Origin of the sequence: Bradyrhizobium sp. 154 (assembly GCF_023073875.1) — a bacterium.
Lineage (GTDB): Bacteria > Pseudomonadota > Alphaproteobacteria > Rhizobiales > Xanthobacteraceae > Bradyrhizobium.
In genome coordinates this window covers 37,611-61,226 of sequence record NZ_JADPKG010000118.1, presented here as the reverse complement: position 1 = coordinate 61,226, position 23,616 = coordinate 37,611, and the positions used below count along the sequence as shown (strand labels likewise).

The following is a 23,616-nucleotide window of genomic DNA, read 5'->3' as shown; positions in this document are numbered from 1 at the left end:
CAATTTAGCGTCTCGGAATCGAACGACATCAACCGGGGGACTTTGGTCGAGATGTTAACGCGCAAACAATACGAGCTTCTGCGGTTCATCAGCGAACGTCTGAAGGAAAGTGGCGTGCCGCCCTCCTTCGACGAGATGAAGGATGCGCTCGACCTGCGCTCGAAATCGGGCATCCATCGCCTGATCACCGCGCTCGAGGAGCGCGGCTTCATCCGCCGCCTGCCCAACCGCGCCCGCGCCATCGAGGTGATCAAGCTGCCCGAGCTCCAGGCCGCCGCCGGCAGCCGCCGCGGCTTCACGCCGAGCGTCATCGAGGGCAATCTCGGCAAGGTGCGCGCGAGCTCCAGTTCTTCCGCGGACGAAGGCGAGCGTCCCGTTGCGGTGCCCGTGATGGGTCGCATCGCGGCCGGCACGCCGATCGAAGCGTTGCAGACCCGCAGTCACACCATTAGCGTGCCGCCCGACATGCTCGGCTCGGGCGAACACTACGCACTCGAAGTGCGCGGCGATTCGATGGTCGAAGCCGGCATTCTCGATGGCGACATGGCGCTGATCCAGCGTAACGAGAGCGCCGATACCGGCGACATCGTGGTGGCCCTGATCGACGACGAGGAAGCGACGCTCAAGCGCTTTCGTCGCCGGGGGGCGTCGATCGCGCTCGAGCCCGCCAATGCCGCCTACGAGGTGCGCATCCTGCCGCCGAACCGGGTGAAGATTCAGGGCAAGCTGATCGGGCTGTACCGCAAGTACTGAGACGGGCCAGCGGTCATTCGATACCAATGATTCCGATTGGAGCGGACGATGGTCCGCTCCAGCTGGATAGTCTTTTGGTCTTGCGCAGATTATCCGGCCCCTCTCTCCGGCGCTCCATCCTCGGCATGCGGCTCCAAGCACGCATCGCTTGTGAAGAGATCGTGCGCAGGATCGCTTTAAGCGCCTTCGCAGCGTGCTCGCGCAAGCATTCGCAACTCAATTGCAGCACCATGCACGCAATCTGCGCACGTAGGGAGCGAGCTATTCCGCAACGCCTAAACTCCCATCAACCGACAGCCACGGCGAAGCTGGCCACATTCCCCCTCTCGGCGCCCGCAGGCCACGGGCGCTCGCATCCGCCGAATGCACTGAAGCGAGCTTTGTTCCTATGACTTCGGGAAAGATAATGTGATCGTGTCCGGCAACGCCAGCCGCAGATTTGCCCACAACCGAGCAGAGCGTTACGTGCTTCCACTCTGATAGAGGCTTGCGCCTCCGAAGGAGGCGCGGGTTGCTATCTTCGAATGAGGAGCACCCGATGTGTGACTACAGCCTGCATGCCGTTGCATCTCGCCCCGCCGAAGTCGGCGAGACGATCGTGTCGACAACGTTCCGCGGCACCTCAACGCGCGGCTTTGCTTCCGCGGCCGATCCGACCGTGGCCGTCTGCCTGCTGCCGGGAACGGAGCTCGCCTTCGCCGACAACGTCCGTTACGATAATCGCTGGATCTGGACGCGCACCATCAACTCCCGCGTCGGCAAGTTCGGCAAGATCGATCCGCACATACCCGACCGCCATCATGACGCGATCGAATTCCCCGACGGCAAATACGTGCTGGTGACGCAGCTCGTCGAAGGCCAGCGCGCAACCGTGCTGCAATTGCCGGTGACGCAGCCGGTCAGCGAGCGCGAGCACAAGCCGCAGATCGTTGCCGATAGCCGGTCGACGATCACGCGCCTGCCGATTGGCTGAGCCGTCCCCGCCCGCGGGGTCGGGCCAGGATTGAAATGCCATCGCCGGCCGAGGCCGGCGAGATGGTATAATTTGTGTGCTGCGGAGTCCGGTCGGACCCGGACCTACTCTTCGCATTTGTTTTTAATCGTCCGGCCCCTAATCGTCGACCTGCAAGTCGGTCTCCGCCGGCGTTGCATCCCGGTTGCGGGCCGCGGCCGTCCTCGGCACAAGGCTCCCATCGAAATCACCCTCGCCGGCGCCGGCCGGCAACCAGGGACGGCTTGTGCCTCTTGCTCTCACCGCCTGTATCGCAAAGCCGTCACCACGCTGCGTCAACGCCAGCGCGCCCTGGCTGGTGAGACGCTGCCGGTCGACCACCATCGCCGCGCAATCGGGCGGCGCGGGGCGCGTCGTGACCACCAGCGCGGCGCGACTGCAATCCTCAGCCAGCGCATCGATGCGCAGTGAAAGCGCGACCAGCCGACCGTCGGCAAGCGGCGTCACACAGCCGGACTCGTCGCACGACACGCCGTCAGCCAGCGAGCTACTCCCGGCATCGCGCGGATCGGCGTCGGCAGCTAACCACTCTTTGAGCAGAAAGCCATCCTTGCTCGCCCGGATCACATGCAACTGCCCGTCCCTGCCCCGCACCGCGACGCTGGCGCCGTCCCCGGCAATCAGGATGTCGGGCTGCCGCACCGACAGGCCCCACGCGATGGCGGCCAGCAGCACCAAGGCGCCAGACCAGCGCAAGGGCGTGCGCAACAGGCCCATCAAGATGATCCCGAGGCTTGCCGCGATCAGCGGCGCGGTGCCGAAGGCAGGGATCCGGCCGACTGCACCCGGCAGTGCCGCCACCCAGCGCGACACCGCGACCATCCAGTCGATGCCGATCCCCATCAGCCACCAGAACACGCTGTCAAGCCCAAAGGGAGCCGCGAGCAGTCCCAACAGGCCAGCCGGCATCACCAGTGCCGAGACCACCGGCATCGCGCCGAGATTGGCGAGCACGCCGAACGGGGTGACGCGATGGAAGTGGAAGGCGGCATAGGGCGTGGTCGCAAGTCCTGCGATCAGCGAGGCCAGGAATAGCATCGCGATCTCGCGGCCGCCCCACAGCGCGATACGGGCCGTCGCGGAATGATCGGGCGAGGCAAACAGGTTCGGCATGCCGATCTGCACCAGCGCCACGAGCCCGAGCGTTGCGGCGAAGGACATTTGAAAGCTCGGATGCACCAGCGCTTCCGGCGCGACCGCGAGCACGATCAGTGCCGCCACGGCCAGCGTGCGGAAGGTGATAGCGCGGCGATCGACCATGACCGCGATCAGCACCACCGCCGTCATGAAGAACGAGCGTTGCGTGGCGACCTCCGCGCCTGACAGCAGCAGGTAGAACGCAGCCGCCACCAGCGCGGCGGCCGCTGACCATTTCTTGATGGCAAATCCCGCCGCCAGCCCCGGGATCAAGGCCAGCAGGGCGCGCACCGCGAAAAACACGACACCGGCGACGACCGCCATGTGATAGCCGGAGATCGACAGCACATGGCCAAGCCCCGAGATGAACATGGCGTCGTTGACGGGCGTGGTGATGGCATCGCGCCGTCCGGTGAGCAGCGCGGTCGCGATCGCACGGTTGTCGCCCTCGAGCGTCGCACGGATGCGTGCGTCGATCGCATCACGCAAGCCCTGCGTGAAGGCTGCGTAGCGCAGCCGCAAGCCGCCGGTCTCCTGCGGGGCTGCCACCGTAATCGCGCCCATTGCAAAACCGGAGGCGCCGATGCCTTGAAAGAACATGTCGCGGGAGAAATCGTAGCTACCCGGGCGCACGGGAGAGATCGGCGGCATCAAGCGCGCCTTCAGCTGCACGAAACTGCCGACCTGCGGTGCCATCCCCTTGCGCACCGAGAGGCGGACGCGCTCGAGCCTGACGTCGCTGCGCTGCGCCTCCATGGCGGTGACGCGCAGCACGAAGCGATCCGTGCGCTCGCGGATGTCGCGGGTCTCGACGTAGCCCGACAGCGATACCGAATAGAGTGGCTTGGCCAGCACCGTATGGGCGATGCGCGCGGTCTTCCAGGTCGCCATGGCAAAGCCAGCCGCGACAGCCGCGATCATGATCGCGGGCGCGAACAGCCGACTCCGCCGCAGCAGGACGGCGCCGAGCATGAGCGCGATGGCCGACGCGGCAACGACCCACAGCACCGGCTCGTGATCGGCAGCGAAATAGAGCGCGATGCCGCCGCCGAAGGCGACCGGCACCCAGGGCAACAGCCGACCGGCGCCGGCCTCGGCACGCGCCCATTCGCGCGCCGTCTCGACGATCGCGGGCCAGGCGCCAAAGCCCGCCGGCGCAAAGCCGCCAGCGGGCGCGGCGCGGCCAACCGGCCACGTTCCGGCAACTCCCTGGGAGCGCACTGGCCGGCCAGGCTCCGCCATTCCCTGCACCTTACGATACGCGATAGGTGCAGAGGCTACCGGAACGTGCGGCTGTGCGAATAGCGGTACGGATCAGGAACGAACTTGGACGTCCCCTACTTTTCCTCTTCCATGGTCACGGCGACCGAGGCCTTGGCCGAGAGGCGGACCTTGTTGCCTTCGACGTCGGCAACGAGACCCTTATCGATGAAATGATGGTGGCCCTTGTGGCGGCCCTCGCCGCTGTCCTTCTTGGTCAGCTTGATGCGGTTGCCCTCAACGCGATCGACGGTGCCGATATGGACGCCATCGGCGCCGATGATTTCCATATGTTCTGCGATGTTCTGCATGGATGGACCCTCGTTTGGATTCACCCCAACGTCAGAGGCGCGCGTTCGTTTCCCACGCGAAAATGACGATGCCGTGTGCCGCCCGCTCGTCAGATCAGCGGTTCCTTCGACGAGGCATGGTGGTTGACGATCTTCCACGCGCCGTCCTCGCGGATGATGACCCAGCTCACCTTGACGACGAGATCAGGACGCTCGCCGGCGAGGTCGAACGAGACGGTTGCCGCCATGTTGATCATGTCAGGACCTGCCTGCGCGGCATGCACCTCGGAAAACGTCGCACTCGGCTTGCGCCATCGCGGCAGGCCGTTGAAATAGTCCGCAACGCCGTCCCTGCCCCGATAGAGTTTCGGGTTGGAGCCGAAGAAGAATGCGTTGCTCGCATAGAGCGAGGACAGCGCGGCGGCGTCGAGCGTCGCGAAGCCGGCGCACCATTTCGCGATGATGGCGGAAACGATGGCGTCGGTTTCGTTGCTCATGGGTGCCTCAACCTTTCGCGACTTCCTTTGCAAACGTGTCGCGCAGACCGATGGTGCGCGAAAACACCGGCTTGCCCGGCGTCGAGTCCTTGTCGCGCACGAAATAGCCCTGGCGCTCGAACTGCATCGGCTCGGTCGAATTGCTCTCCGCGACCGATGCCTCGATCCGCGCATCGGACAAGATCTCCAGCGACTGCGGGTTGAGATCGGCCGCGAAATTCGAGGCGTCCGGGCTCGGATTGGAGAACAGCTGGTTGTAGATGCGGATTTCAGCAGGCTTCGACGTCGCTGCCGGCAGCCAGTGCATCGTCGCCTTGACCTTGCGGCCATCGGGCGCGTTGCCGCCCTTGGTCGCGGGATCGTAGGTGCAGCGCAGCTCCACCACCTCGCCTGCGTCGTTCTTGATCACGCCGGTGCACTTGACGAAATAGGCATAGCGCAGCCGCACCTCGTTGCCTGGCGACAGGCGGAAGAATTTCTTCGGCGGGTTCTCCATGAAGTCGTCGCGCTCGATATAGAGCTCGCGGCCGAAGCTGATCTTGCGCGTGCCGGCGCTGGGGTCATCCGGGTGGTTGATCGCCTCGAGCTCCTCGACCTGCCCCTCCGGATAGTTCTCGATCACCACTTTAAGCGGCTTCAGCACCGCCATGCGGCGCTGCGCCGTGCGGTTTAGTTCCTCGCGGATGCAGAACTCGAGCATGCCGACGTCAACCACGCTGTTGGCCTTGGCGACGCCGATGCGCCTGACGAATTCGCGCAGCGCGGCCGGCGGCACGCCGCGGCGGCGCATCCCCGCGATGGTCGGCATGCGCGGATCGTCCCAGCCCGCGACATGGCCGTCGCGAACGAGCTGGGTCAGCACGCGCTTCGACAGCAGCGTGTAAGTCAGGTTCAGCCGCGCGAACTCGTACTGGTGCGGCTTCGAGGGCACCGGCAGCTTCTCGATGAACCAGTCATAGAGCGGGCGGTGGTCCTCGAACTCCAGCGTGCAGATCGAGTGCGTGATGCCCTCGATCGCATCCGACTGGCCGTGGGCATAATCGTAGCTCGGATAAATGCTCCATTTGGTGCCGGTGCGCGGATGATGCGCATGCAGGATGCGATACAGCACGGGGTCGCGCAGATTGATGTTGCCCGCGGCCATGTCGATCTTGGCCCGCAGCACGCGCGCCCCGTTCGGGAATTCGCCGGCCTTCATGCGGCGGAACAGCTCGAGATTCTCCTCCACCGTGCGCTCGCGGAACGGCGAGTTCCTGCCGGGCTCGGTCAGCGTGCCGCGCGTGAGGCGGATCTCCTCCTGGGTCTGGTCGTCGACATAGGCGAGACCGTCGCGGATCAGCTGCTCCGCCCATTCATAGAGGCGATCGAAATAGTCGGAGGCGAAGAACAGGTTCTTGCCCCAGTCGAAACCGAGCCAGCGCACGTCGGCCTGGATGGAGTCGATATATTCCTGTTCTTCCTTGATCGGATTGGTGTCGTCGAAGCGCAAATGGCAGCGGCCTGGAAACTCCTGCGCGATGCCGAAATTGAGTGCGATCGACTTGGCGTGGCCGATATGCAGATAGCCGTTCGGCTCCGGCGGGAACCGGGTCACGATCTCCTTGTACTTGCCCTGATCGAGATCGGCCTGGATGATGTCACGAATGAAATCGCGCCCAACCTCAGTCGCCACCGGTTCTGTCATTACGAAAATCCTGTAGGGAAATCAGCGGTTCTTCTGCCAAATTCGTGTGGCCGCGCCAAGGCCCACGAGGTCCGCCGACGGGCTTTAGTTATGTCCCGTTCCTGCTATACACCACCGCTTCCCATGCATAGGCCCTGCCAAGAATGACCGATTCCGTCGTCACGCGCTTCGCTCCCTCGCCGACCGGCTTCCTCCATATCGGAGGCGCCCGCACGGCGCTGTTCAACTGGCTCTATGCGAAGAAGCACGGCGGCAAGATGCTGCTGCGGATCGAGGACACGGACCGCGAGCGCTCCACCGAGGCCGCCATCGCTGCCATACTCGATGGACTCAAATGGCTTGAGCTCGGCTGGGACGGCGAGGTCATCTACCAGTTCGCCCGCGCCGCCCGCCACCGCGAGGTCGCCGAGCAGCTGCTCGCCGACGGCAAAGCCTATCGCTGCTACGCCACGGCCGAAGAACTCGCCGCCATGCGCGAGAAGGCGCGCGCAGAGGGCCGTACCCGCCTCTATGACGGCCTATGGCGCGACCGCGACCCGGCGACCGCCCCGACCGATGTGAAGCCCACCATTCGCCTGCGCGCGCCGCAGACCGGCGAGACCGTGATCGAGGACCAGGTCCAGGGCCGCGTGGTCTGGCAGAACGAGAACCTCGACGACCTCGTGCTTCTGCGCGGCGATGGCAATCCGACCTACATGCTCGCAGTGGTCGTGGATGATCACGACATGGGCGTCACCCATGTCATTCGCGGCGACGACCATCTGATCAACGCCGCCCGCCAGAAGCAGATCTACGATGCGATGGGCTGGACGCTGCCGAGCATGTCCCACATCCCCCTGATCCACGGCCCGGACGGCTCGAAGCTGTCGAAGCGCCACGGCGCGCTCGGCGTCGATGCTTATCGCGCCATGGGCTACCTCCCGGCGGCGCTGCGTAACTACCTCGTCCGGCTCGGCTGGAGCCATGGCGACCAGGAGATCTTCTCGACCGAGGAGATGATCGCAGCGTTCGACCTCGCCGGCGTCGGCCGCGCCGCCGCCCGCTTCGATTTCGCCAAGCTGGAAAACCTCAACGGCCATTACATCCGTCATGCCGACGATCAATCACTCGTGAAGATGTTCGAAGATGTGCTCGATCACGTCGTGCCCAGCCGCGACGAGATCAAGGCCAAGTTAAACGACAACACGCGGGCGCAGCTCCTGAAGGCCATGCCGGCCCTGAAGGAGCGCGCCAAGACGCTGATCGAGCTGATCGATGGCGCCTACTTCATCTTTGCCGACCGCCCGTTGCAGCTCGATGCCAAGGCGCAGGCGCTGCTGACAGCCGAGAACCGCAAGCTGATCGGCCAGCTTCATTCCGCGCTGGAGAAAGTCGAGACATGGAGCGGCGCCAGCACGGAAGCTGCGCTGCGCAGTTTTGCCGAGGAAAATAGTCTCAAGCTCGGCGCGGTCGCCCAGCCCTTGCGGGCCGCACTGACGGGGCGGACCACCTCGCCTGGTATTTTTGAGGTTTTGGAGGTCCTTGGACGCCAGGAAAGCCTGGGCCGGCTTAAAGATCAGTCTACGACGTAAGTCGACCATGCGTGCGGTGATCTTGCAGCGCACACAGCAATAATATACCCATCTCCCCGTACATTCTGGAACATCCGGCCTGCCCCCCAACGATCTCCTTTGGGGCTCCGGCTCCGGCCCGTTTCACCACACATCGGGGACCTACGATGGACGCAAAACCAAGCAATAAGACCGCCACGCTGACGGTCGGAAACAAGAATTACGATCTTCCGATCCTCAGCGGCAGCGTCGGGCCTGATGTCATCGATATCGGTAAGCTCTACGGCCAGTCCGGCCTGTTCACGTATGACCCGGGCTTCACCTCGACGGCGAGTTGCCAGTCTAAGATTACCTATATCGACGGTGACGCGGGCGTGCTGGAATACCGCGGCTACCCGATCGAGCAGCTTGCCGAGCACGGCGACTTCCTGGAGACCTGCTACCTCCTGCTCTACGGGGACCTGCCCACCGCCGCGCAGAAGAAGGATTTCGACCACCGCGTGACGCATCACACAATGGTGCACGAGCAGATGGCTCGCTTCTTCCAGGGCTTCCGCCGCGACGCCCACCCGATGGCGATCATGGTGGCGGCCGTCGGCGCGCTCGCCGCGTTCTATCACGATAGCACCGACATCAACGATCCGAAGCAGCGCATGATCGCTTCCATGCGCATGATCGCGAAGATCCCGACGCTGGCGGCAATGGCCTACAAGTACACGGTCGGCCAGCCCTTCATCTATCCGAAGAACTCGCTCGGCTTCGCCGAGAACTTCCTGAACATGTGCTTCGCGGTGCCCTGCGAGGACTACAAGGTGAGCCCGGTTCTCGCCGACGCGCTGGAGAAGATCTTCATCCTGCACGCCGACCACGAGCAGAACGCCTCGACTTCCACGGTGCGCATCGCCGGCTCCTCCGGCGCCAACCCGTTCGCCTGCATCGCGGCGGGCATCGCCTGCCTCTGGGGCCCGGCGCATGGCGGCGCCAACGAAGCCGCGCTCAACATGCTCTACGATATCGGCACGGTCGATAAGATCCCCGAGTTCATCGCCAAGGTGAAGGACAAGAACTCTGAAGTCCGCCTGATGGGCTTCGGGCACCGCGTCTACAAGAACTACGATCCGCGCGCCAAGATCATGCAGAAGATGTGTCACGCCGTGCTCAAGGAGACCGGCCATGGCGAGGATCCGATGCTGAAGGTGGCAATGGAGCTCGAGAAGATCGCGCTCAGCGACCAGTACTTCATCGAACGCAAGCTCTATCCGAACGTCGATTTCTATTCGGGCATCACGCTGAAGGCGATGGGCTTCCCGGTCTCGATGTTCACCGTGCTGTTCGCGGTCGCCCGCACCGTCGGCTGGATCAGCCAGTGGAGCGAGATGATCGAGGACCCGCATCAGAAGATCGGTCGTCCGCGCCAGCTCTACACCGGCGTCGCCAAGCGCGACTACGTGCCGATCGCCAACCGCCAATAAGTTCGAACCATCACGGCTTTCGAAACGGCGCCATCTCACAATGGCGCCGTTTTTGTTCGGCCATCCACGATGGCGCGCCCATCACTGAGCGCACCATCGGCAGCGAGGTTTCCCACCGGTACAAACTTGCTGCCTCGCACAACAACAAGTCGGCGCATCGGAGCGGTAATCGCTTGACAGCCGAAACGCTCCGCGCGCAAATTCTTACACTAAGTAAGAATGACGACTGGGATGGAAATGCCGGAGCAGCCGAGAAGTCGGCGGCAGACGCGCGCTGCCATTTTGACTCACTTGCTGCAGTCGGGCGGCTCGTTTCGGCCGCCGCTGGCGAAGGCGGTGCGCCTGTCCGAGGCGAGCCTGTCGCGCATCCTGCTCGACCTCAAGGCCGAACGCCTGATCGAGGAAGTGCGGCGCCCTGCCCCTTACGTCGGCGGCCCGACGGGCCTCGTGTCCCTCGACGGCTCGGTGGCGCTCGCAGCTGTTGAGCTGACCGCCCAATGGCTCAGCGTCGGCGTCGGCGGTCTCTCCGGCGAGCTGCATTACACCGAGCGCCTGCCGTTGCCGAAAGCGCCGACGGTCGAGACGGTCGGCCGCGTGTTCCGCGAAGCGATGACATTGCTGCGCGACTGGACGCGCCGCCGCCACATCACACTGTCACAGATCGGCGTCTCCATTCCGGGCCTTGGCCGCTTGACCATATCCGGCAATCCGATCATCCCCTGCGACGTCGGGCGCATCAGCGGCCTGATCGGCGAGATGTTTGCCGGCGTGCCGCTGGAATTCACCAATTCCGTGGTGGCGCACGCCACCTTTCACCGCTGCCGCACGCAGAACTATCCATTCAGCGGCACGCATCTGTTCGTCTTTGTCAGCCATGGCGTTGCCGGCGCGTGGATGGATGACCCGACTGAAGCCGATGCACTCCAGCCGGTCGAACTGGGCCACATGGTATTTGGACCGGACGGACCGCGCTGCCGCTGCGGCCATCTCGGCTGTGTCGAGGCCTATACTTCGCTCGCCGCCTTGGCCGAGCTCCTCGACATCTCCGACGCCGAATTGCTCCAGCCCGGCAGCCAATGGGTGCACACGATCCCGCGCTCGGGGCGGGTGCGCCAGGAGTTGCGGCGGCGGCTGTTCCGGCTTGGCCTTGCGATCGGCAACACGCTGAACGTGAAGCCATGCGATGGCGTCGCCATCAGCGGCTGGCCATCGCTTCTCTCCGACGACGATCGCAATGCCGTGGTCGAGGGGATCGACGCCTGCCTGCTGGGCGGCCGGACATTGGCGCAAGTGTCCATCGCTTTCGTGCCACCCTCGACCGGCAACGATCCGCAGGCTGCCCTCGCTTTCGCCGCCTTTTGCCTGGCCAGCCGCGGCGGCATGCCCGCCACATCGAGGGAGGCCGCCTGACATGCGCCAAGTCGTTCGGCCTCAACGCGCAAAGCACCTAAAACGGAGGAACTTGCCATGCCGATCACAACAACAAGGCGTCGTCTGCTCGCTGGATCTGCCGCCGCGCTCGCGCTGCCGGCCTTTGCCCGCGCGCAAGGCGCGGTCAAGCCGCGCCTGACCGCGATCTCGCAATGGTCCGCAGGCAGCGATGGGGCGGCTATCACCGCGCTCGGCAAGAAATTCGAGGAGAAAGGCGGGGTTTGGCAGCACTCGCCAGTCCCCGGGTTCACCACCGAGATGATGAACAAGCTACGCGCTCAGATCATGGCCGGCGATCCACCGGCCTGTTCGCAGCTCAAGGGCCCGGAGATTGCGGCCTGGTCGAAGATTGCTCCAACCGTCAATCTCGACGACCTTGTTGCGGCCGTCGGCTACGAAAAGGTTGTCGCTCCTGATCTTGCACGACTGCACAAGCCGGGCGGCAAATGGATTGCACTGCCGCTGCAGATCTACAGCACCAACATGCTGTTTCTCTCCAAGCGCGCGATGGACAAGGCCAAGGCCGGCAAGATCCCCGTCACATGGACCGACTTCAACGACCTTGCCGAAAAAATGAAAGCGGGCGGCGTCACTTATCCCATCGCTAACGGTGGTACCCGCCCCGACGATGGCCAGAAATTCGAGGCCGCTCTCGCCGGCATCAGTCCCGCCTCCTACCGCGCAGCCATCATGAATCTTGACGAGAAGGCATTGAAGGGGCCCGAGGTAGGCGCTGCCTTCGCACAGGTGCGCAAGATCGCCGACTGGATGGATCCCAACGTCGGTGCTCAACACTTTTCGACCAACCTGAAGCGCTTCGTCGACGGCGACATGGGCATGATGATCATGGGCGGGTGGGCACAGGGCGTGTTGCGCAACGCCGGTTTCAAGTTCGACGACTTCATCATCGCCCCTGGCCCGAGCGACAATACCAAGCCGGTCTTTCTGTTGAATGCCGATGCGTTCATATTCTGGCAGCGCAAGGAGCCCGACCTCCAAGCCGGCCAGACGCTGATGGCCCAGCTCGTCATGGATCCAGCGATCCAGACGATGTATTCGCAGATTACGGGATCGATACCCGTGCGCACCGATGTCGATCTTTCCGGTGAAGGCTGGTCGGATGGTCAACGGCGGACCGCAGCAGCTCTGAAAGACGCTATCGCCAGCAATCAGGCGGTCCTGAGCCTCGCGCACAATATGGCGCAGGAGAACGGTATGACCGCTGCGATGATCGACGTGATCACCGAATATGTGAAGAACAAGACGATCAAGCCGGAGCAGGCGGTCACCCGCCTCGCCGAGGCCGTCGAGGGCGCGCGTTGATCGATACCGTCTCCATAGCAACGCGGCCCGTCCGGCCGGCGATTGCGGGCGCGCTGCGCCGGCTGCCTGAATATCTGATGATCTGGGTGCCGCTGCTGCTGTCCGCTCTGCACCTCGTGTCGTTCTCGCTGTGGACGATCTGGATTTCTTTCACGCCATCCACTCTGGTCCCGGTCTCGGGCTGGGTGGGTTTGCGCAACTACACGGCGGTCGCGGCATCGCGGAATTGGCAGATCGCCTTCGATAATCTCCTACTGTTCGGCAGCGCTTTCGTGCTGCTGAGCGTGGTGACCGGGCTTGTCCTTGCGATCCTGCTCGACCAGCGCATTCGCGGCGAGAACCTGCTGAGATCCATCTTCCTCTACCCCCTTGCGGTGTCGTTCGTGGTGACGGGCACGGTCTGGAGCTGGTTGCTCAGTCCTGGCATCGGGATCCAGAAACTGGTGCACGATCTCGGCTGGACCTCCTTCAAGTTCGATTGGCTGATTGACCGCGACATGGCCATCTGGACCATTGTCATCGCCGCGATCTGGCAATCCTCCGGCTTTGCCATGGCGCTCTTTCTTGCCGGCCTCAGATCTGTCGACGCCGACATCATCAAGGCCGCGCAGATCGACGGTGCCGGTCCGATCCGAATCTACCGGCGCGTCATTTTGCCGACGCTGTGGCCGATCACCATCACCGTGATCGTGGTGCAGCTGCAGTTTGCGATTTCGGCCTTCGACCTCGTCCGCGCGCTCACCAACGGCGGACCGGGAATCGCGACCCAGCTGCCGGCCCTTGTCGTCTACGACCTGATGTTCCAGCGCAGCCTGCTCGGCCGGGGGGCGGCGGCGGCGGTGCTGATGTTGCTCATTCTTCTCGCGGTCCTGCTGCCCTATGCAGCGTGGCGTTATGTCCAGCGGCGGCGTGCTATTCATGCGTGACAGAACCTTCGCACCAAGTCGGATATCGATCTATCTCATCGTATTGCTGATCGCGGCGGCATGGCTCACGCCGTTGGTCGTTGTCGTGCTGAACTCGCTCCGCACCAATGAGGAAATCGCGCAGGCCTCGATGATCGGCTGGCCGAAACACTGGGCTTGGAGCAATTACGCCACTGCCTGGAGCGGATTCTGCGTGGCCGAGACCTGCGCCGGCATCAGACCGTACATGCTGAACTCGGCATTCATCACGATTCCCGCGACGATTTTCTCGACCATGCTCGGTGCGATCGCCGGCTACGCCGTGTCGCTCTGGCGTTTTCGCGGAGATACCTGGATCTACGGCATCGTGACCCTCGGCCTCTTCCTTCCCCAGCAGATGCGATTGCTGCCCTGGACAATCGTGCTGCGGGACATCGGTCTCATCAACACGCTGACGGGCCTCGTGCTGATTCACACGATCCAGGGGCTGTCCTTCACCACGTTGTTCTGCCGAAACTACTATGCCGCCGTGCCCCATGAATTGATCAGGGCCGCGCGCATCGATGGGGCCGGGTTCTTTCGCATTTTCTGGCGCATCATTCTGCCGCTCTCGGCTCCCATCCTGATCGTCACCGTGATCTGGCAGTTCACGCACATCTGGAACGAGTTTCTCTATGGCGTGACGTTCACAAGCGGCCAACAGCAGCCGGTCACGGCCGCTCTCATCGCGCTGTCTGCTGCAGTCGCAGATATCCCGCAGCACGGCGTGCAGAGCGCGGCGGTGATCATCGCAGCCCTGCCCACTTTGTTGATCTATCTCCTCGGCGGCAGGTACTTCGTGCGCGGCCTTACCGCCGGCGCAGTGAAATGATGGATTTGTCATGGCAGCACTGAGCATTCGCGCCCTGTCCAAGCGGTACGCCAACCTCGAGGTACTGAAGGGCGTCGATCTCGACATCGAGAGCGGCGAGTTCACGGTCCTCGTCGGGCCATCCGGCTGCGGCAAGTCCACGCTGCTCAACATCGTCGCCGGGCTCGACCGACCGAGCGCGGGGACGATCGAGATTGGCGGGCGCATCGTCAACGACATCCCGCCCAAGGACCGCGACATCGCCATGGTGTTCCAGTCCTACGCGCTCTATCCGTCGATGACCGTGCGCCAGAACATCACCTTCGGCATGGAATGCCGCCATGTGCCGAAGACCGAGCAGGAGAAGGCGGTCGCGAACGTGGCGAAGCTGCTCCAGATCGAGCCGCTGCTCGGCCGCAAGCCGTCGCAATTGTCCGGCGGCCAGCGCCAGCGTGTGGCGATGGGGCGGGCGCTGGTGCGCAATCCCCTGCTCTTCCTGTTCGACGAGCCGCTGTCCAATCTCGACGCCAAGCTGCGCGTCGAAATGCGGATGGAGATCAAGCGGCTGCACCAGCGGATCGGCGCCACCATCGTCTATGTCACCCACGACCAGATCGAAGCGATGACCATGGCGACGCGGATCGCCGTGATGCATCAGGGTAGCGTGCAGCAATTCGCCGACCCCGATACCGTGTACCGCTACCCGGCCAATCTGTTCGTCGCGCGTTTCATGGGTTCGCCGCCAATGAATACCATGCCGGCACGGCTCGAGAACGGGAATGACGGGCCGGTGGTCGTGATCGGCGCCGGGCGGCCGGAGGAGGTTCGTCTTCGCCTTCGAGGATATGACGCCGCGGCATCCTTCGTCGGTCGCGAGGTGGTGTTTGGCATCAGGCCGGAATGCATTGCCGAAGGCAGCCGCGCATTTTCCGGCGACGCGCCTGTCCTCGTCGACGCGCCGGTAGAGATGGTCGAGCCGACTGGAGCCGAGACCATGGTGTTGCTGCGGCTCGGGGGCGAGCCCGCGATGGCGCGCGTCTCGCCCGATATCCGCCCCGCGCCCGGCGCGTCCGCCTCCTTTGCGCTCGACACGCGCCGTATTTGCCTTTTCGACCCCGAAACGGAGCGACTGATCGCATGACGAAGACCACCTATTCCGGCCTGGCGGGCCGCGTGGTGTTGATTACCGGCGGCGCCAGCGGCATCGGCGCCGCCTTCGTACGGGCTTTCGCGGCCCAGGGGGCCCACGTCGCCTTCCTTGACATCGATACGAATGCCGGTGAAACGCTGGTGCGGGAAGTGGCGGCAGCGCGCGGGACCACGCCGCTGTTCGTGCCCTGCGATCTCCTGCACATCGACGCCTTGCGCACCGCGATGGCAGAGGTCCACCGTTCGCTCGGCGACGCCGCCGTTCTCGTCAACAACGCCGCCAACGATCAACGCCAGGTTCTCTCCGAGGTAACGCCGGCCGAGTTCGACTGGATGATCGGTGTCAACCTCAAGCACGTCTTCTTCGCAGCACAGGCGGTGGTGCCGCAGATGCAGGCGCGCGGCGGCGGCTCGATCATCAACATGTCGTCCATCGCCTGGATGCGTGGCGCACCGGCGCTGCCGGCCTATGCCGCGGCGAAAGCAGCGATCGTCGGCTTCACCAACTCGCTGGCCCGGCTGGTCGGGCCCGACCGCATTCGCGTCAACGCGATCGCGCCGGGCATGGTGATCACCGAGCGCCAGCGCCGGCTGTGGTATCCGGACGAGCAGGCCATCGCCGAGGTGCGCGCGCGTCAGGCGGTTCCCGATGCGGTGACACCCGACGACATCGCCAACATGGCGCTGTTCCTCGCCTCGGACGAAAGCCAGCGTATCACGCGTCAATGTTTCCAGGTCGACGGCGGCCTCGGCTAGCTCGCCCGAGTGCCTTTGCGCATCGTCGCGAGCACGATGTCGGCGGCGAGCACGCTCGGCGACTTGTTGCCGGTCGACATGACCTGATCGAGCCGGGCGAACGCTTCGACCTGCTCCCGTCGCAGCGGCGAATCCGTCAGCAGGGTAGCGAGGGCCGTTGCCAGCTTCTCCGGCGTGCAGTCCTCTTGCAGGAACTCGCGGATCACATCCTTGCCGATCACCAGATTGGCGAGGATCACCGAGGAGACCCGGATCGCGCGGCGCAGGATGAAGGCCTCGATCGCGCCGACGCGATAGGCCGTCACCATCGGAATGCCCGACAGCGCGAGCTCGAGCGTCACCGTGCCGGACTTCGCCAGCGCCGCGTGGGCAATGCGGAAAGCGGCGCGCTTGTCGTTCTCGCCGATCACGATTTGCGGCTTGACCGGCCAATTCGCGATGCCCTCGCGGATGGTGGCTTCGAGGTGCGGCATGGTCGGCAGCATCAGCTCGAACGCGCGCCCGTCCGCCTGCAAGCGGCCGAGTGCTGCACCGAACACGTCGAGGTGATGCCGGATCTCGCTGCGGCGGCTGCCGGGCAGCACCAGGAGCACCGGCGGCTCGCCGTCGCGGCGCGCCTGCTCCTCCGCGTTCGGCCGCAGCGACGCCAATTGCTCGACCAGGGGATGGCCGACATAGCTGCATGGCGGCCCGCCGAGCTTGCGGTATTCCTCCGGCTCGAACGGCAAAAGACCGAGCACATGGTCGACATAGCCGAGCATGGTCCGCGCCCGTCCCGGCCGCCACGCCCAGAGCTGCGGCGAGACGTAATCGACGACCGGGATCGCGTGATTGCGGGCACGCACGCGGCGGGCGACGCGATGGGTGAAATCGGGGCTGTCGATGATGACGAGCGCGTCGGGCGCGGCCTCTAGCACGGCGTCCGCCGTCTTGCGGATCAGCCGCAGGATTTTCGGCAATTGCTGAACGACGGCGGCAAAGCCGACGATCGACAGCTCTTCGATCGGAAACAGCGTCTCGAGCCCCTCGCGCGCCATGGTGCGGCCGCCGACGCCGACGAACTCAACGCCGTCGCCGAGCCGCTGGCGCAGCACCTTCATCAAGGCGCTGCCAAGCCGGTCGCCGGATTCCTCCGTGGCGATCAGGAAGATCTTGCGCTTGCGATCGCGGCCCTGCATCACGCCGACAGGCCGATGACAAAGAGGTATTTTGCGTCGGCGAGCGCAATCATCGCCTGCGGCTCGGCGGCGATGGTGTTGCCTGCGACGACAGCGATGCCGGCAAGGCCGGCCTTGGCAACACCCTCGATGGTGCGCGGGCCGATCGTCGGCAGGTCGAAGCGCAGGTCCTGGCCGCTCTTCGGCGCCTTCACCAGCACGCCGCGGCCCCTGGCCGCGCGGATGCGACCCTCCTCACGCAGCCGCGCGACACGCGCGAGCAGCGCGTCAGTGCCCTCGATGTCCTCGATCGCCACGACATGACCGTCGATCACCACCGCGGCCTGCCCGATGTCGAACGGACCGAGCGCGCTCAGCACCGCCCGCCCGCGCTCGATGTCGGTCTTGCTGGTGTCACTCGGCCAAGCGCGGCTGATGCAGCCCTCGGGCATCAGGAGATCGGGCGCGACGTCCTTGATGCCGACCATGCGAAAGCCGTCCTGCTCGAGCATGCGGCCGACGCCGGACAGCAGATGATCGTCGCCGCCGCGGAAGGCGCGAATGACGTTGCCGAGCAGGCGCAGCGTCTTGACGTCGAACCGGATCTCGGACAGCGAAGGGCGGACCAATGTGCCGATGAAGATCAGGTCGCTGCAGCCTTCTTCGCGAAACAGCCGCATCGCGCGGCCGAGCTGGCCGACCGAGATCCAGCGGTGGCGGAATTTCTCGACCCGCGCCGGATCGCAGGCCCCGCGCAGCGGAAACAGCACCGGCGTGATGCCGCGCGCCGCAAGCGATTCGGCGACCGCGAACGGCATGGCGCCGCCGCCGGCGACGATGCCGACCGGCGAGGAAACCTCCGCAGCCGCCGATGTCATGCCCGCGGCCATCCCAGGATCACTTCGCGATGGCGGGAAGACAGAGCGGGCGCTTGCCCTTGCCGATGAAGTCGAGGATCTCGGCGATCGCAGGGTCTTCGCCCGCGAGCGGCCGCGCCGCCTCCAGCCGCTCGGCGAACGTGCCGGGACCATGGAAGAGTTTTTGGTAGAACCCACGCACGGTTGCAAGCCGCTGCCTGGTGAACTTGCGCCGCTTCATGCCGATCAGATTGAGGCTCTCCAGGACCGCATATTGGCCGTTGACCAGCCCGTATGGGATGACGTCGTCGCGGACACCGCACACGCCGCCGACCATGACATAGGGGCCGACGCGCGTGAACTGGTGCACCGCCGACAGGCCGCCGATATAGACGGCGTCGCCAATCTCGCAATGACCGCCGAGTGTCGCTGACGTCGCGAAGATCACGTTGTCGCCGACCACGCAATCATGGCCGACATGGCTGCTGTTCATGAAATAGCCGCCGTTGCCGACTCGCGTCAGCCCTCCACCCTTGATCGTGCCGACATTCATCGTCGCGCCTTCCCGGATGGTGCAGCCGGAACCGATCTCGAGTTTCGTCGGCTCGCCCTTGTAGCTGAGATCCTGCGGGGCGCCGCCCAGCACTGCAAAGGGCGAGATCACGCAGCCATCGCCGAGCGAGGTGTGGCCGATGACGGTGACGTGTCCGATCAGCTTGCAGTTCGCGCCGATGACGACGTTCGGGCCGATGATGCAATAGGGTCCGATCTCGCTGCCATCGCCAATCACCGCGCCGTCCGCGATCCGTGCGGTGGGATCAATCTTGCTCATCAAGCCAATCTTACTCGTCAAGAAGGTCAGGTTATGTATTGAAGTCGCTCGGTTTTCGGGTGGTTAGCGCGACTATGCCCGATCTGTCCAGTGACGTATCATCTCGCCGTGTTTCATGTGCTGGATGAGGCGGCCTACCCGGCTCGTCAGCAAGTTCATGCGGAGATTCAGCGATCGTGGTCAGAGCCCTTGCATTGTTGCTCGCACAGCTCGTGGCCACACCGGTCGTCTCCGAGACGATCGAGACCGACCAACGCGGCCCCGTGGATCTGGCGACATTCGAATGCCGCGACATCAACCGCAGCACGATGCTTCAGCGCGTCTGCTACGACCGGGCGCGGCAGGACCTCGTCGTCGCCATCAACGGCAGGTACGATCGTTATTGCGGCGTGGCGGCGGAGACGGTCGAGGGCCTTCTGGGCGCACCGTCCATGGGCCAGTTCTTCAACCGCAATATCAGCCGCGAGGTGGCCGGCAGCCGCTACGACTGCCGGGCATGACGAGAGCGCTCAGTCCGTCAGCATGGCGCCGACATCGGCTTCCGCAACCACCTGCCCGTTGACCTTGGCGTCCCCGTGAAACCACCACATGGCTTTGCGGCGGCCGAGCGAGCGCATGTGATATTCGATGGTATCGCCGGGCAGCACGGGCTTGCGGAACTTGCACTTGTCGATGGTGAGGAAGTAGACCGCCCGCGGCTTCTCGGTACCCTCGACCGACTTGATGCCGATCACGCCAGCGGTCTGCGCCATCGCCTCGATCATCATGACGCCCGGATAGACCGGGCGCTCGGGGAAGTGCCCCTGGAAGGCCGGCTCGTTGAACGTGACGTTCTTGATGCCGATGCCGCTGTAATCGGCGCGGATGTTGATCACGCGGTCGATCAAGAGCATCGGAAAGCGGTGCGGCAGGGTCTGCAGGATTGCATTGATATCTACCAGCTCGAACTTAACAGGCGATTCCTGCGTCATTCCCGTCCCTCGTCCTTCGGATCGACCTTGCTGTCGCGCACCAGACGCTCCACCGCGATGATCTCCTTGAACCATTGCTTGGTCGGTTTGGCAAAAAAACCACCCCAGCGTCCGCCCGGCGGGATGTCGTCCTTGACGCCGCTCATCGCGGTGACCTGGGCTCCATCGCCGATCTTGAGGTGGTTGTTGATGCCAACCTTTGCTCCGAGCGCCACGTTGTCGCCGATGGTCAGGCTACCCGCCAGCCCGATTTGAGCCGCCAGCAGGCAATTCCGGCCGATGGTCACATTGTGGCCGATCTGGACCTGATTGTCGATTTTGGTGCCCTCCCCGATCACGGTGTCGCGCAAGGAGCCGCGATCGATGGTGGTGCCGGCGCCGACCTCCACATTGTTCTGGATCAGCACGCGGCCGGTCTGCGGCACCTTCAGGTGGCCTTCGGGACCGAAGAAGATGAAGCCGTAGCCGTCCTGGCCGATGGAGCAGCCCGCGTGGATCAGCACGTCATTGCCGATCAGGGCGCACTGGATGGCGGTACGGGCGCCGACATTGCAGTCCCGGCCGATCTTGACGCCGGGGCCGATCACCGCTCCGACGCCGACCACGGTGCCGCTGCCGATCTCGACGTCCGGGCCGATCACGGCGAGGGGATCGATGATCACGCCGTCTTCGAGCCGGGCCGTGGGATCGATGATGGCGGACGGCGCGATGCCGTCATTGCCGATCCAGGATTGCGGCCTGAGCGCATCGCCATGCCATTCCCGGGCGAGCCTGACGAAGGCGCGGAAAGGCTGCGCCACCCGCAGCACGGCCACATGCGCGGGGACCTGGGCTTCAAATCGGGGACTCACCAGGCACGCCCCGGCCTTGGTCGCCTTCAACTCATCGGCGTATTTCAGGTTGTCGAAGAACGCCAGATGCATCGGTCCGGCTTCGTCGAGCGACGCCAGGCCCGTGATGGTGTCGTTACCTCTCGCGGGGTCGACCAGCTGCGCCTTGGCCAGCGCAGCAATGTCGGCCAGCGCTGAGGCAGGCGGTTTTGTGAAGAAGGTCGGCTGCGCCATTCCACCCCGTCGCGGTCCGGCTTCGGCATGAAGCGGCCAAGCCGCATCATGCCTCATCTCCAGGATTGGCACGATCCCTTTCGGAAACCGGCTCCAGTAATCCGGATCGTGCCGTGCTGATCGAATTAGAACGTGGTGCCGCCGCCGAACCGGAACTCCTGCGTGCGGTCGTACTTGCCCTTGCTGAGCGGCACGGCGTAGTCGAAGCGCAGCGGACCGAACGGCGACTGCCAGATCAGGCCGACACCGACCGACGAACGGATCACCTTGCTGTCGTCATACACGAGCCCGGTGCAGGTTCCGGTGCTCGACGGATTGACCGTCGACGGGATACAGCCCGGCACATTGACCTCGTTGGTAGCGGTCCAACTCGTCGGTCCCTTATAATCGTAGAGACCGCCGGCGTCGGCATAGACCGCGCCCTTCAGACCCACTTCCTTGGGCAGGAACCAGAACGGCATCTGCAATTCGAGCGAAGCGCCCCAATATTTGGTGCCGCCGAGCGCGTCCTGCGTACCGAAAGGATTCAGATCGCGCGGGCCGATGCCGTTCGGGGCAAAGCCGCGGACGAGGTTCGGGCCCATTTGGAAGTGGTCGAGCATCCGCAGATCATCGTTGATCTTGGTCAGAATACCGCCCTGGAGACGGACGATTCCGACGATATCGGACACGAGCGGGGCGTAGTACTTTCCGTCCGCCACGGTCTTCAGATAGCTGACGTCGCCGCCGACGCCGGCGAAATCCTGCCGGAAGTCGATGAGCAGACCGTCGGTCGGGTTCTTGTTGTTGTCCAGCGTGTTGTAAGTGAGCGTGTAGCCGAGCGCCGAGGTCAAGGTCTTGCCGTTGGCAAGCTCCTTGCGCACCGGGAGCGAGGCTTCACCGTCACTGTAGCAGCCGAGGCCGTTGGTCGAGCTCAGGTCGAGCGGCGGGATCTGCGACGCGGCGAAGGCCGGGCTCGGGTTGAACGCCGAGGTGCCCAGATTGTTGTTACAGTTCGCCAGGTAGCTCGGCAGCGTGATTTCCTGCTGGTAGATCGAGTAGCGCAGCTGGAGCGACAGATCTTCACGCAAGGAGAAGCCGAGGCGCGGCGAGAAGCCGAGCGTCTTCGTGCCGTAGGAGATGTAGCTGTTTGAAAGCTGCTGGCGCTGATAGAGGTCGAGGCCGAGCGCGACGCGGTAGTCGAGCAGATACGGCTCGACGAACGACAGCGAGTAGCCGCGCGCATACTGGCCATAGGTCACCGCGGCCTTGGCGAACAGGCCGCGCCCGAGCAGATTGCGCTCGGAGACCGAGACCTCGGCCAGCGCGCCGTCGGTCGTGGAGTAGCCGCCCGAGATCGAGAAGTCGCCGGTCGATTTCTCTTCCATGTCGACGACCAGGATCACGCGGTCGCTCGACGAGCCGGGCTCCGTCGCGATCTTCACGCTCTTGAAGTAGTCGAGGTTCTTCAGCCGCCGCTCGGCGCGGTCGACCAGCGCGCGGTTATAGGCATCTCCTTCCGAGATGTCGAACTCGCGGCGGATCACGTAGTCGCGCGTGCGGGTGTTGCCGCGCAGGTTGATGCGCTCGATATAGGTGCGCGGGCCCTCGTCGATGTTGAAAACGACGGAGACGGTGTGCGCCTCGAAATTGCGGTCGCCGCCGGGACGAACGACTGCGAAGGCGAAACCGCGGCGCGAAGCCTCGATCTGCATCTCCTCGACCGACTTCTCGACCGATTCGACGTTGTAGAGCGAGCCGACATTGACACGCGAATAGCCCCGCATCGACGAAGGATCGAAGTTCGGAATGCTGGAGCGGAAGTCGACCGCGCCGACGCGGTATTGCGCGCCTTCCTCGATCTTGAAGGTGACGTTGAAGCCCTTCTTCTCCGGATCGTATTCGGTGAGCGCGGCCACGACCTGGACGTCGGCAAAGCCATGCTTGAGATAGAAGCGGCGGATCAGGTCGCGGTCGGCCTCGACGCGATCGGGATCGTAGATGTCCCCGCTGGCGAGGAAGCTCAGCAGGTTCGATTCGCGCGTCTTGATGACGTCGCGCAGCCGATAGGACGAGAACGCATTGTTGCCGACGAACTCGATCGACTTGACGCCGGTCTTGGCGCCCTCCTCGATCGTGAAGATCAGGTCGACGCGATTGTTCGGCTGCTCGATGATCTCGGGCGTGACGCGCACGTCATAACGGCCGGACCGCCGATAGATTTCGGCGATTCGCAGCGTGTCGGACTGCACCATGGCGCGGGAGAAGGTGCCGCGCGCCTTGGACTGGACTTCAGTGGTGAGCTGCTCGTCCTTGATCTTCTTGTTGCCCTCGAAGGCGACGCGCCCGATCACCGGGTTTTCCACCACGGAGACGATGATCTGGCCGCCGGGGCCGCGATTGATCCTGACGTCCTGGAACAGGCCGGTTTCGATCAACGCCTTGAGGCCGTCGTCGATGGCGCCTTGATCCAGGTGGCCGCCCGGACCCGGCTTGAAATAGGAGCGGATTGTCTCCACCTCGACACGGCGATTCCCCTGGACGGAAATCGACTGCACGGTCTGCGCGAGCGCAGACGAAGACACGAAAACAGCCCCAACCGGGGCAATCACCGGCGCGCCGAACATGATCAGGGTTGCGAGCAAGCCCCCCCGGAGTCGCAGTCCAAACTTCATCGCGCAACGCGC

At 64.3% G+C, this 23,616-nt stretch carries 21 protein-coding genes; 11 read left to right on the top strand and 10 right to left on the bottom strand.

Features of this window, described 5'->3' with window-relative positions:
• Window positions 1-51 precede the first annotated feature (51 nt).
• Together lexA and IVA92_RS32535 are read left to right on the top strand one after the other, a co-directional pair.
• Window positions 52-753, top strand: a complete 702-nt coding sequence (gene lexA, locus IVA92_RS32540) for a transcriptional repressor LexA (protein WP_247275958.1) — start codon at window positions 52-54, stop codon at window positions 751-753.
• Window positions 754-1,291: 538 nt separating this feature from the next.
• On the top strand, window positions 1,292-1,726 hold the full coding sequence (locus tag IVA92_RS32535) for a hypothetical protein (protein WP_247275957.1): 435 nt from the start codon (window positions 1,292-1,294) through the stop codon (window positions 1,724-1,726).
• Between the two features lie 138 nt (window positions 1,727-1,864).
• Here IVA92_RS32535 and IVA92_RS32530 read toward each other — a convergent pair whose 3' ends face one another.
• The 4 genes from IVA92_RS32530 to IVA92_RS32515 all read right to left on the bottom strand — a co-directional run bounded on the left by IVA92_RS32530 (window position 1,865) and on the right by IVA92_RS32515 (window position 6,633).
• On the bottom strand, window positions 1,865-4,144 hold the full coding sequence (locus IVA92_RS32530) for a ComEC/Rec2 family competence protein (RefSeq protein WP_247275956.1): 2,280 nt from the start codon (window positions 4,142-4,144) through the stop codon (window positions 1,865-1,867).
• 95 nt (window positions 4,145-4,239) lie between these two features.
• Window positions 4,240-4,473, bottom strand: a complete 234-nt coding sequence (locus tag IVA92_RS32525) for a DUF2171 domain-containing protein (protein WP_247275955.1) — start codon at window positions 4,471-4,473, stop codon at window positions 4,240-4,242.
• Between the two features lie 89 nt (window positions 4,474-4,562).
• Window positions 4,563-4,949 (bottom strand): SgcJ/EcaC family oxidoreductase, encoded by a 387-nt coding sequence (locus tag IVA92_RS32520; RefSeq protein WP_247275954.1) that lies wholly within the window; start codon window positions 4,947-4,949, stop codon window positions 4,563-4,565.
• 7 nt (window positions 4,950-4,956) lie between these two features.
• On the bottom strand, window positions 4,957-6,633 hold the full coding sequence (locus tag IVA92_RS32515) for a glutamine--tRNA ligase/YqeY domain fusion protein (RefSeq protein ID WP_247275953.1): 1,677 nt from the start codon (window positions 6,631-6,633) through the stop codon (window positions 4,957-4,959).
• Between the two features lie 143 nt (window positions 6,634-6,776).
• On the opposite strand from IVA92_RS32515, the gene gltX reads away from it, so the two are divergent.
• The 8 genes from gltX to IVA92_RS32475 all read left to right on the top strand — a co-directional run bounded on the left by gltX (window position 6,777) and on the right by IVA92_RS32475 (window position 16,069).
• Window positions 6,777-8,204: a glutamate--tRNA ligase gene (gene gltX, locus IVA92_RS32510; protein ID WP_247275952.1), complete on the top strand. Its 1,428-nt coding sequence runs from the start codon at window positions 6,777-6,779 to the stop codon at window positions 8,202-8,204.
• A 146-nt stretch (window positions 8,205-8,350) separates the two neighbouring features.
• Window positions 8,351-9,655 (top strand): citrate synthase, encoded by a 1,305-nt coding sequence (gene gltA / locus IVA92_RS32505; RefSeq protein ID WP_247275951.1) that lies wholly within the window; start codon window positions 8,351-8,353, stop codon window positions 9,653-9,655.
• Between the two features lie 231 nt (window positions 9,656-9,886).
• The gene (locus IVA92_RS32500) at window positions 9,887-11,065 is read left to right on the top strand and encodes an ROK family transcriptional regulator (protein ID WP_247275950.1); all 1,179 of its coding nucleotides are present in this window, start codon (window positions 9,887-9,889) and stop codon (window positions 11,063-11,065) included.
• A 57-nt stretch (window positions 11,066-11,122) separates the two neighbouring features.
• A complete protein-coding gene (locus tag IVA92_RS32495; protein ID WP_247275949.1) occupies window positions 11,123-12,409 on the top strand; it encodes an ABC transporter substrate-binding protein in 1,287 nt (428 codons plus the stop codon).
• Window positions 12,406-13,335 (top strand): sugar ABC transporter permease, encoded by a 930-nt coding sequence (locus IVA92_RS32490; RefSeq protein WP_247275948.1) that lies wholly within the window; start codon window positions 12,406-12,408, stop codon window positions 13,333-13,335. The genes IVA92_RS32495 and IVA92_RS32490 overlap by 4 nt, the downstream gene beginning before the upstream one ends.
• Entirely contained in the window at window positions 13,328-14,185 is an 858-nt protein-coding gene (locus tag IVA92_RS32485; protein WP_247275947.1) for a carbohydrate ABC transporter permease, read from the top strand. Before IVA92_RS32490 ends, IVA92_RS32485 begins: the two co-directional genes overlap by 8 nt.
• Window positions 14,186-14,195: 10 nt before the next feature.
• Complete coding sequence (gene ugpC / locus IVA92_RS32480) at window positions 14,196-15,305, top strand: sn-glycerol-3-phosphate ABC transporter ATP-binding protein UgpC (RefSeq protein WP_247275946.1); 1,110 nt, start codon at window positions 14,196-14,198, stop codon at window positions 15,303-15,305.
• A complete protein-coding gene (locus tag IVA92_RS32475; RefSeq protein ID WP_247275945.1) occupies window positions 15,302-16,069 on the top strand; it encodes an SDR family oxidoreductase in 768 nt (255 codons plus the stop codon). The genes ugpC and IVA92_RS32475 overlap by 4 nt, the downstream gene beginning before the upstream one ends.
• Here the strand turns inward: IVA92_RS32475 and lpxB are convergent.
• The 3 genes from lpxB to lpxA are packed head-to-tail and all read right to left on the bottom strand — an operon-like array spanning window position 16,066 to window position 18,915.
• A complete protein-coding gene (gene lpxB / locus IVA92_RS32470) occupies window positions 16,066-17,250 on the bottom strand; it encodes a lipid-A-disaccharide synthase (RefSeq protein WP_247275944.1) in 1,185 nt (394 codons plus the stop codon). The two genes, IVA92_RS32475 and lpxB, sit on opposite strands and share 4 nt — an antisense overlap.
• Window positions 17,247-18,104: a UDP-2,3-diacylglucosamine diphosphatase LpxI gene (gene lpxI, locus IVA92_RS32465; RefSeq protein ID WP_247275943.1), complete on the bottom strand. Its 858-nt coding sequence runs from the start codon at window positions 18,102-18,104 to the stop codon at window positions 17,247-17,249. The genes lpxB and lpxI overlap by 4 nt, the downstream gene beginning before the upstream one ends.
• Before the next feature lie 19 nt (window positions 18,105-18,123).
• On the bottom strand, window positions 18,124-18,915 hold the full coding sequence (lpxA, locus tag IVA92_RS32460) for an acyl-ACP--UDP-N-acetylglucosamine O-acyltransferase (protein ID WP_247275942.1): 792 nt from the start codon (window positions 18,913-18,915) through the stop codon (window positions 18,124-18,126).
• Between the two features lie 176 nt (window positions 18,916-19,091).
• Between lpxA and IVA92_RS32455 the strand changes: the two genes are divergently transcribed.
• Window positions 19,092-19,415 carry a KTSC domain-containing protein gene (locus IVA92_RS32455; protein ID WP_247275941.1) on the top strand — a complete coding sequence of 108 codons (324 nt, stop codon included), beginning with the start codon at window positions 19,092-19,094 and terminating at the stop codon, window positions 19,413-19,415.
• A gap of 9 nt (window positions 19,416-19,424) precedes the next feature.
• Here IVA92_RS32455 and fabZ read toward each other — a convergent pair whose 3' ends face one another.
• The 3 genes from fabZ to bamA all read right to left on the bottom strand — a co-directional run bounded on the left by fabZ (window position 19,425) and on the right by bamA (window position 23,604).
• Complete coding sequence (gene fabZ / locus IVA92_RS32450) at window positions 19,425-19,886, bottom strand: 3-hydroxyacyl-ACP dehydratase FabZ (protein ID WP_247275940.1); 462 nt, start codon at window positions 19,884-19,886, stop codon at window positions 19,425-19,427.
• The gene (lpxD, locus tag IVA92_RS32445) at window positions 19,883-20,950 is read right to left on the bottom strand and encodes a UDP-3-O-(3-hydroxymyristoyl)glucosamine N-acyltransferase (protein ID WP_247275939.1); all 1,068 of its coding nucleotides are present in this window, start codon (window positions 20,948-20,950) and stop codon (window positions 19,883-19,885) included. Before lpxD ends, fabZ begins: the two co-directional genes overlap by 4 nt.
• Window positions 20,951-21,075: 125 nt before the next feature.
• Window positions 21,076-23,604: an outer membrane protein assembly factor BamA gene (gene bamA, locus IVA92_RS32440; RefSeq protein WP_247275938.1), complete on the bottom strand. Its 2,529-nt coding sequence runs from the start codon at window positions 23,602-23,604 to the stop codon at window positions 21,076-21,078.
• Window positions 23,605-23,616: the final 12 nt, after the last annotated feature.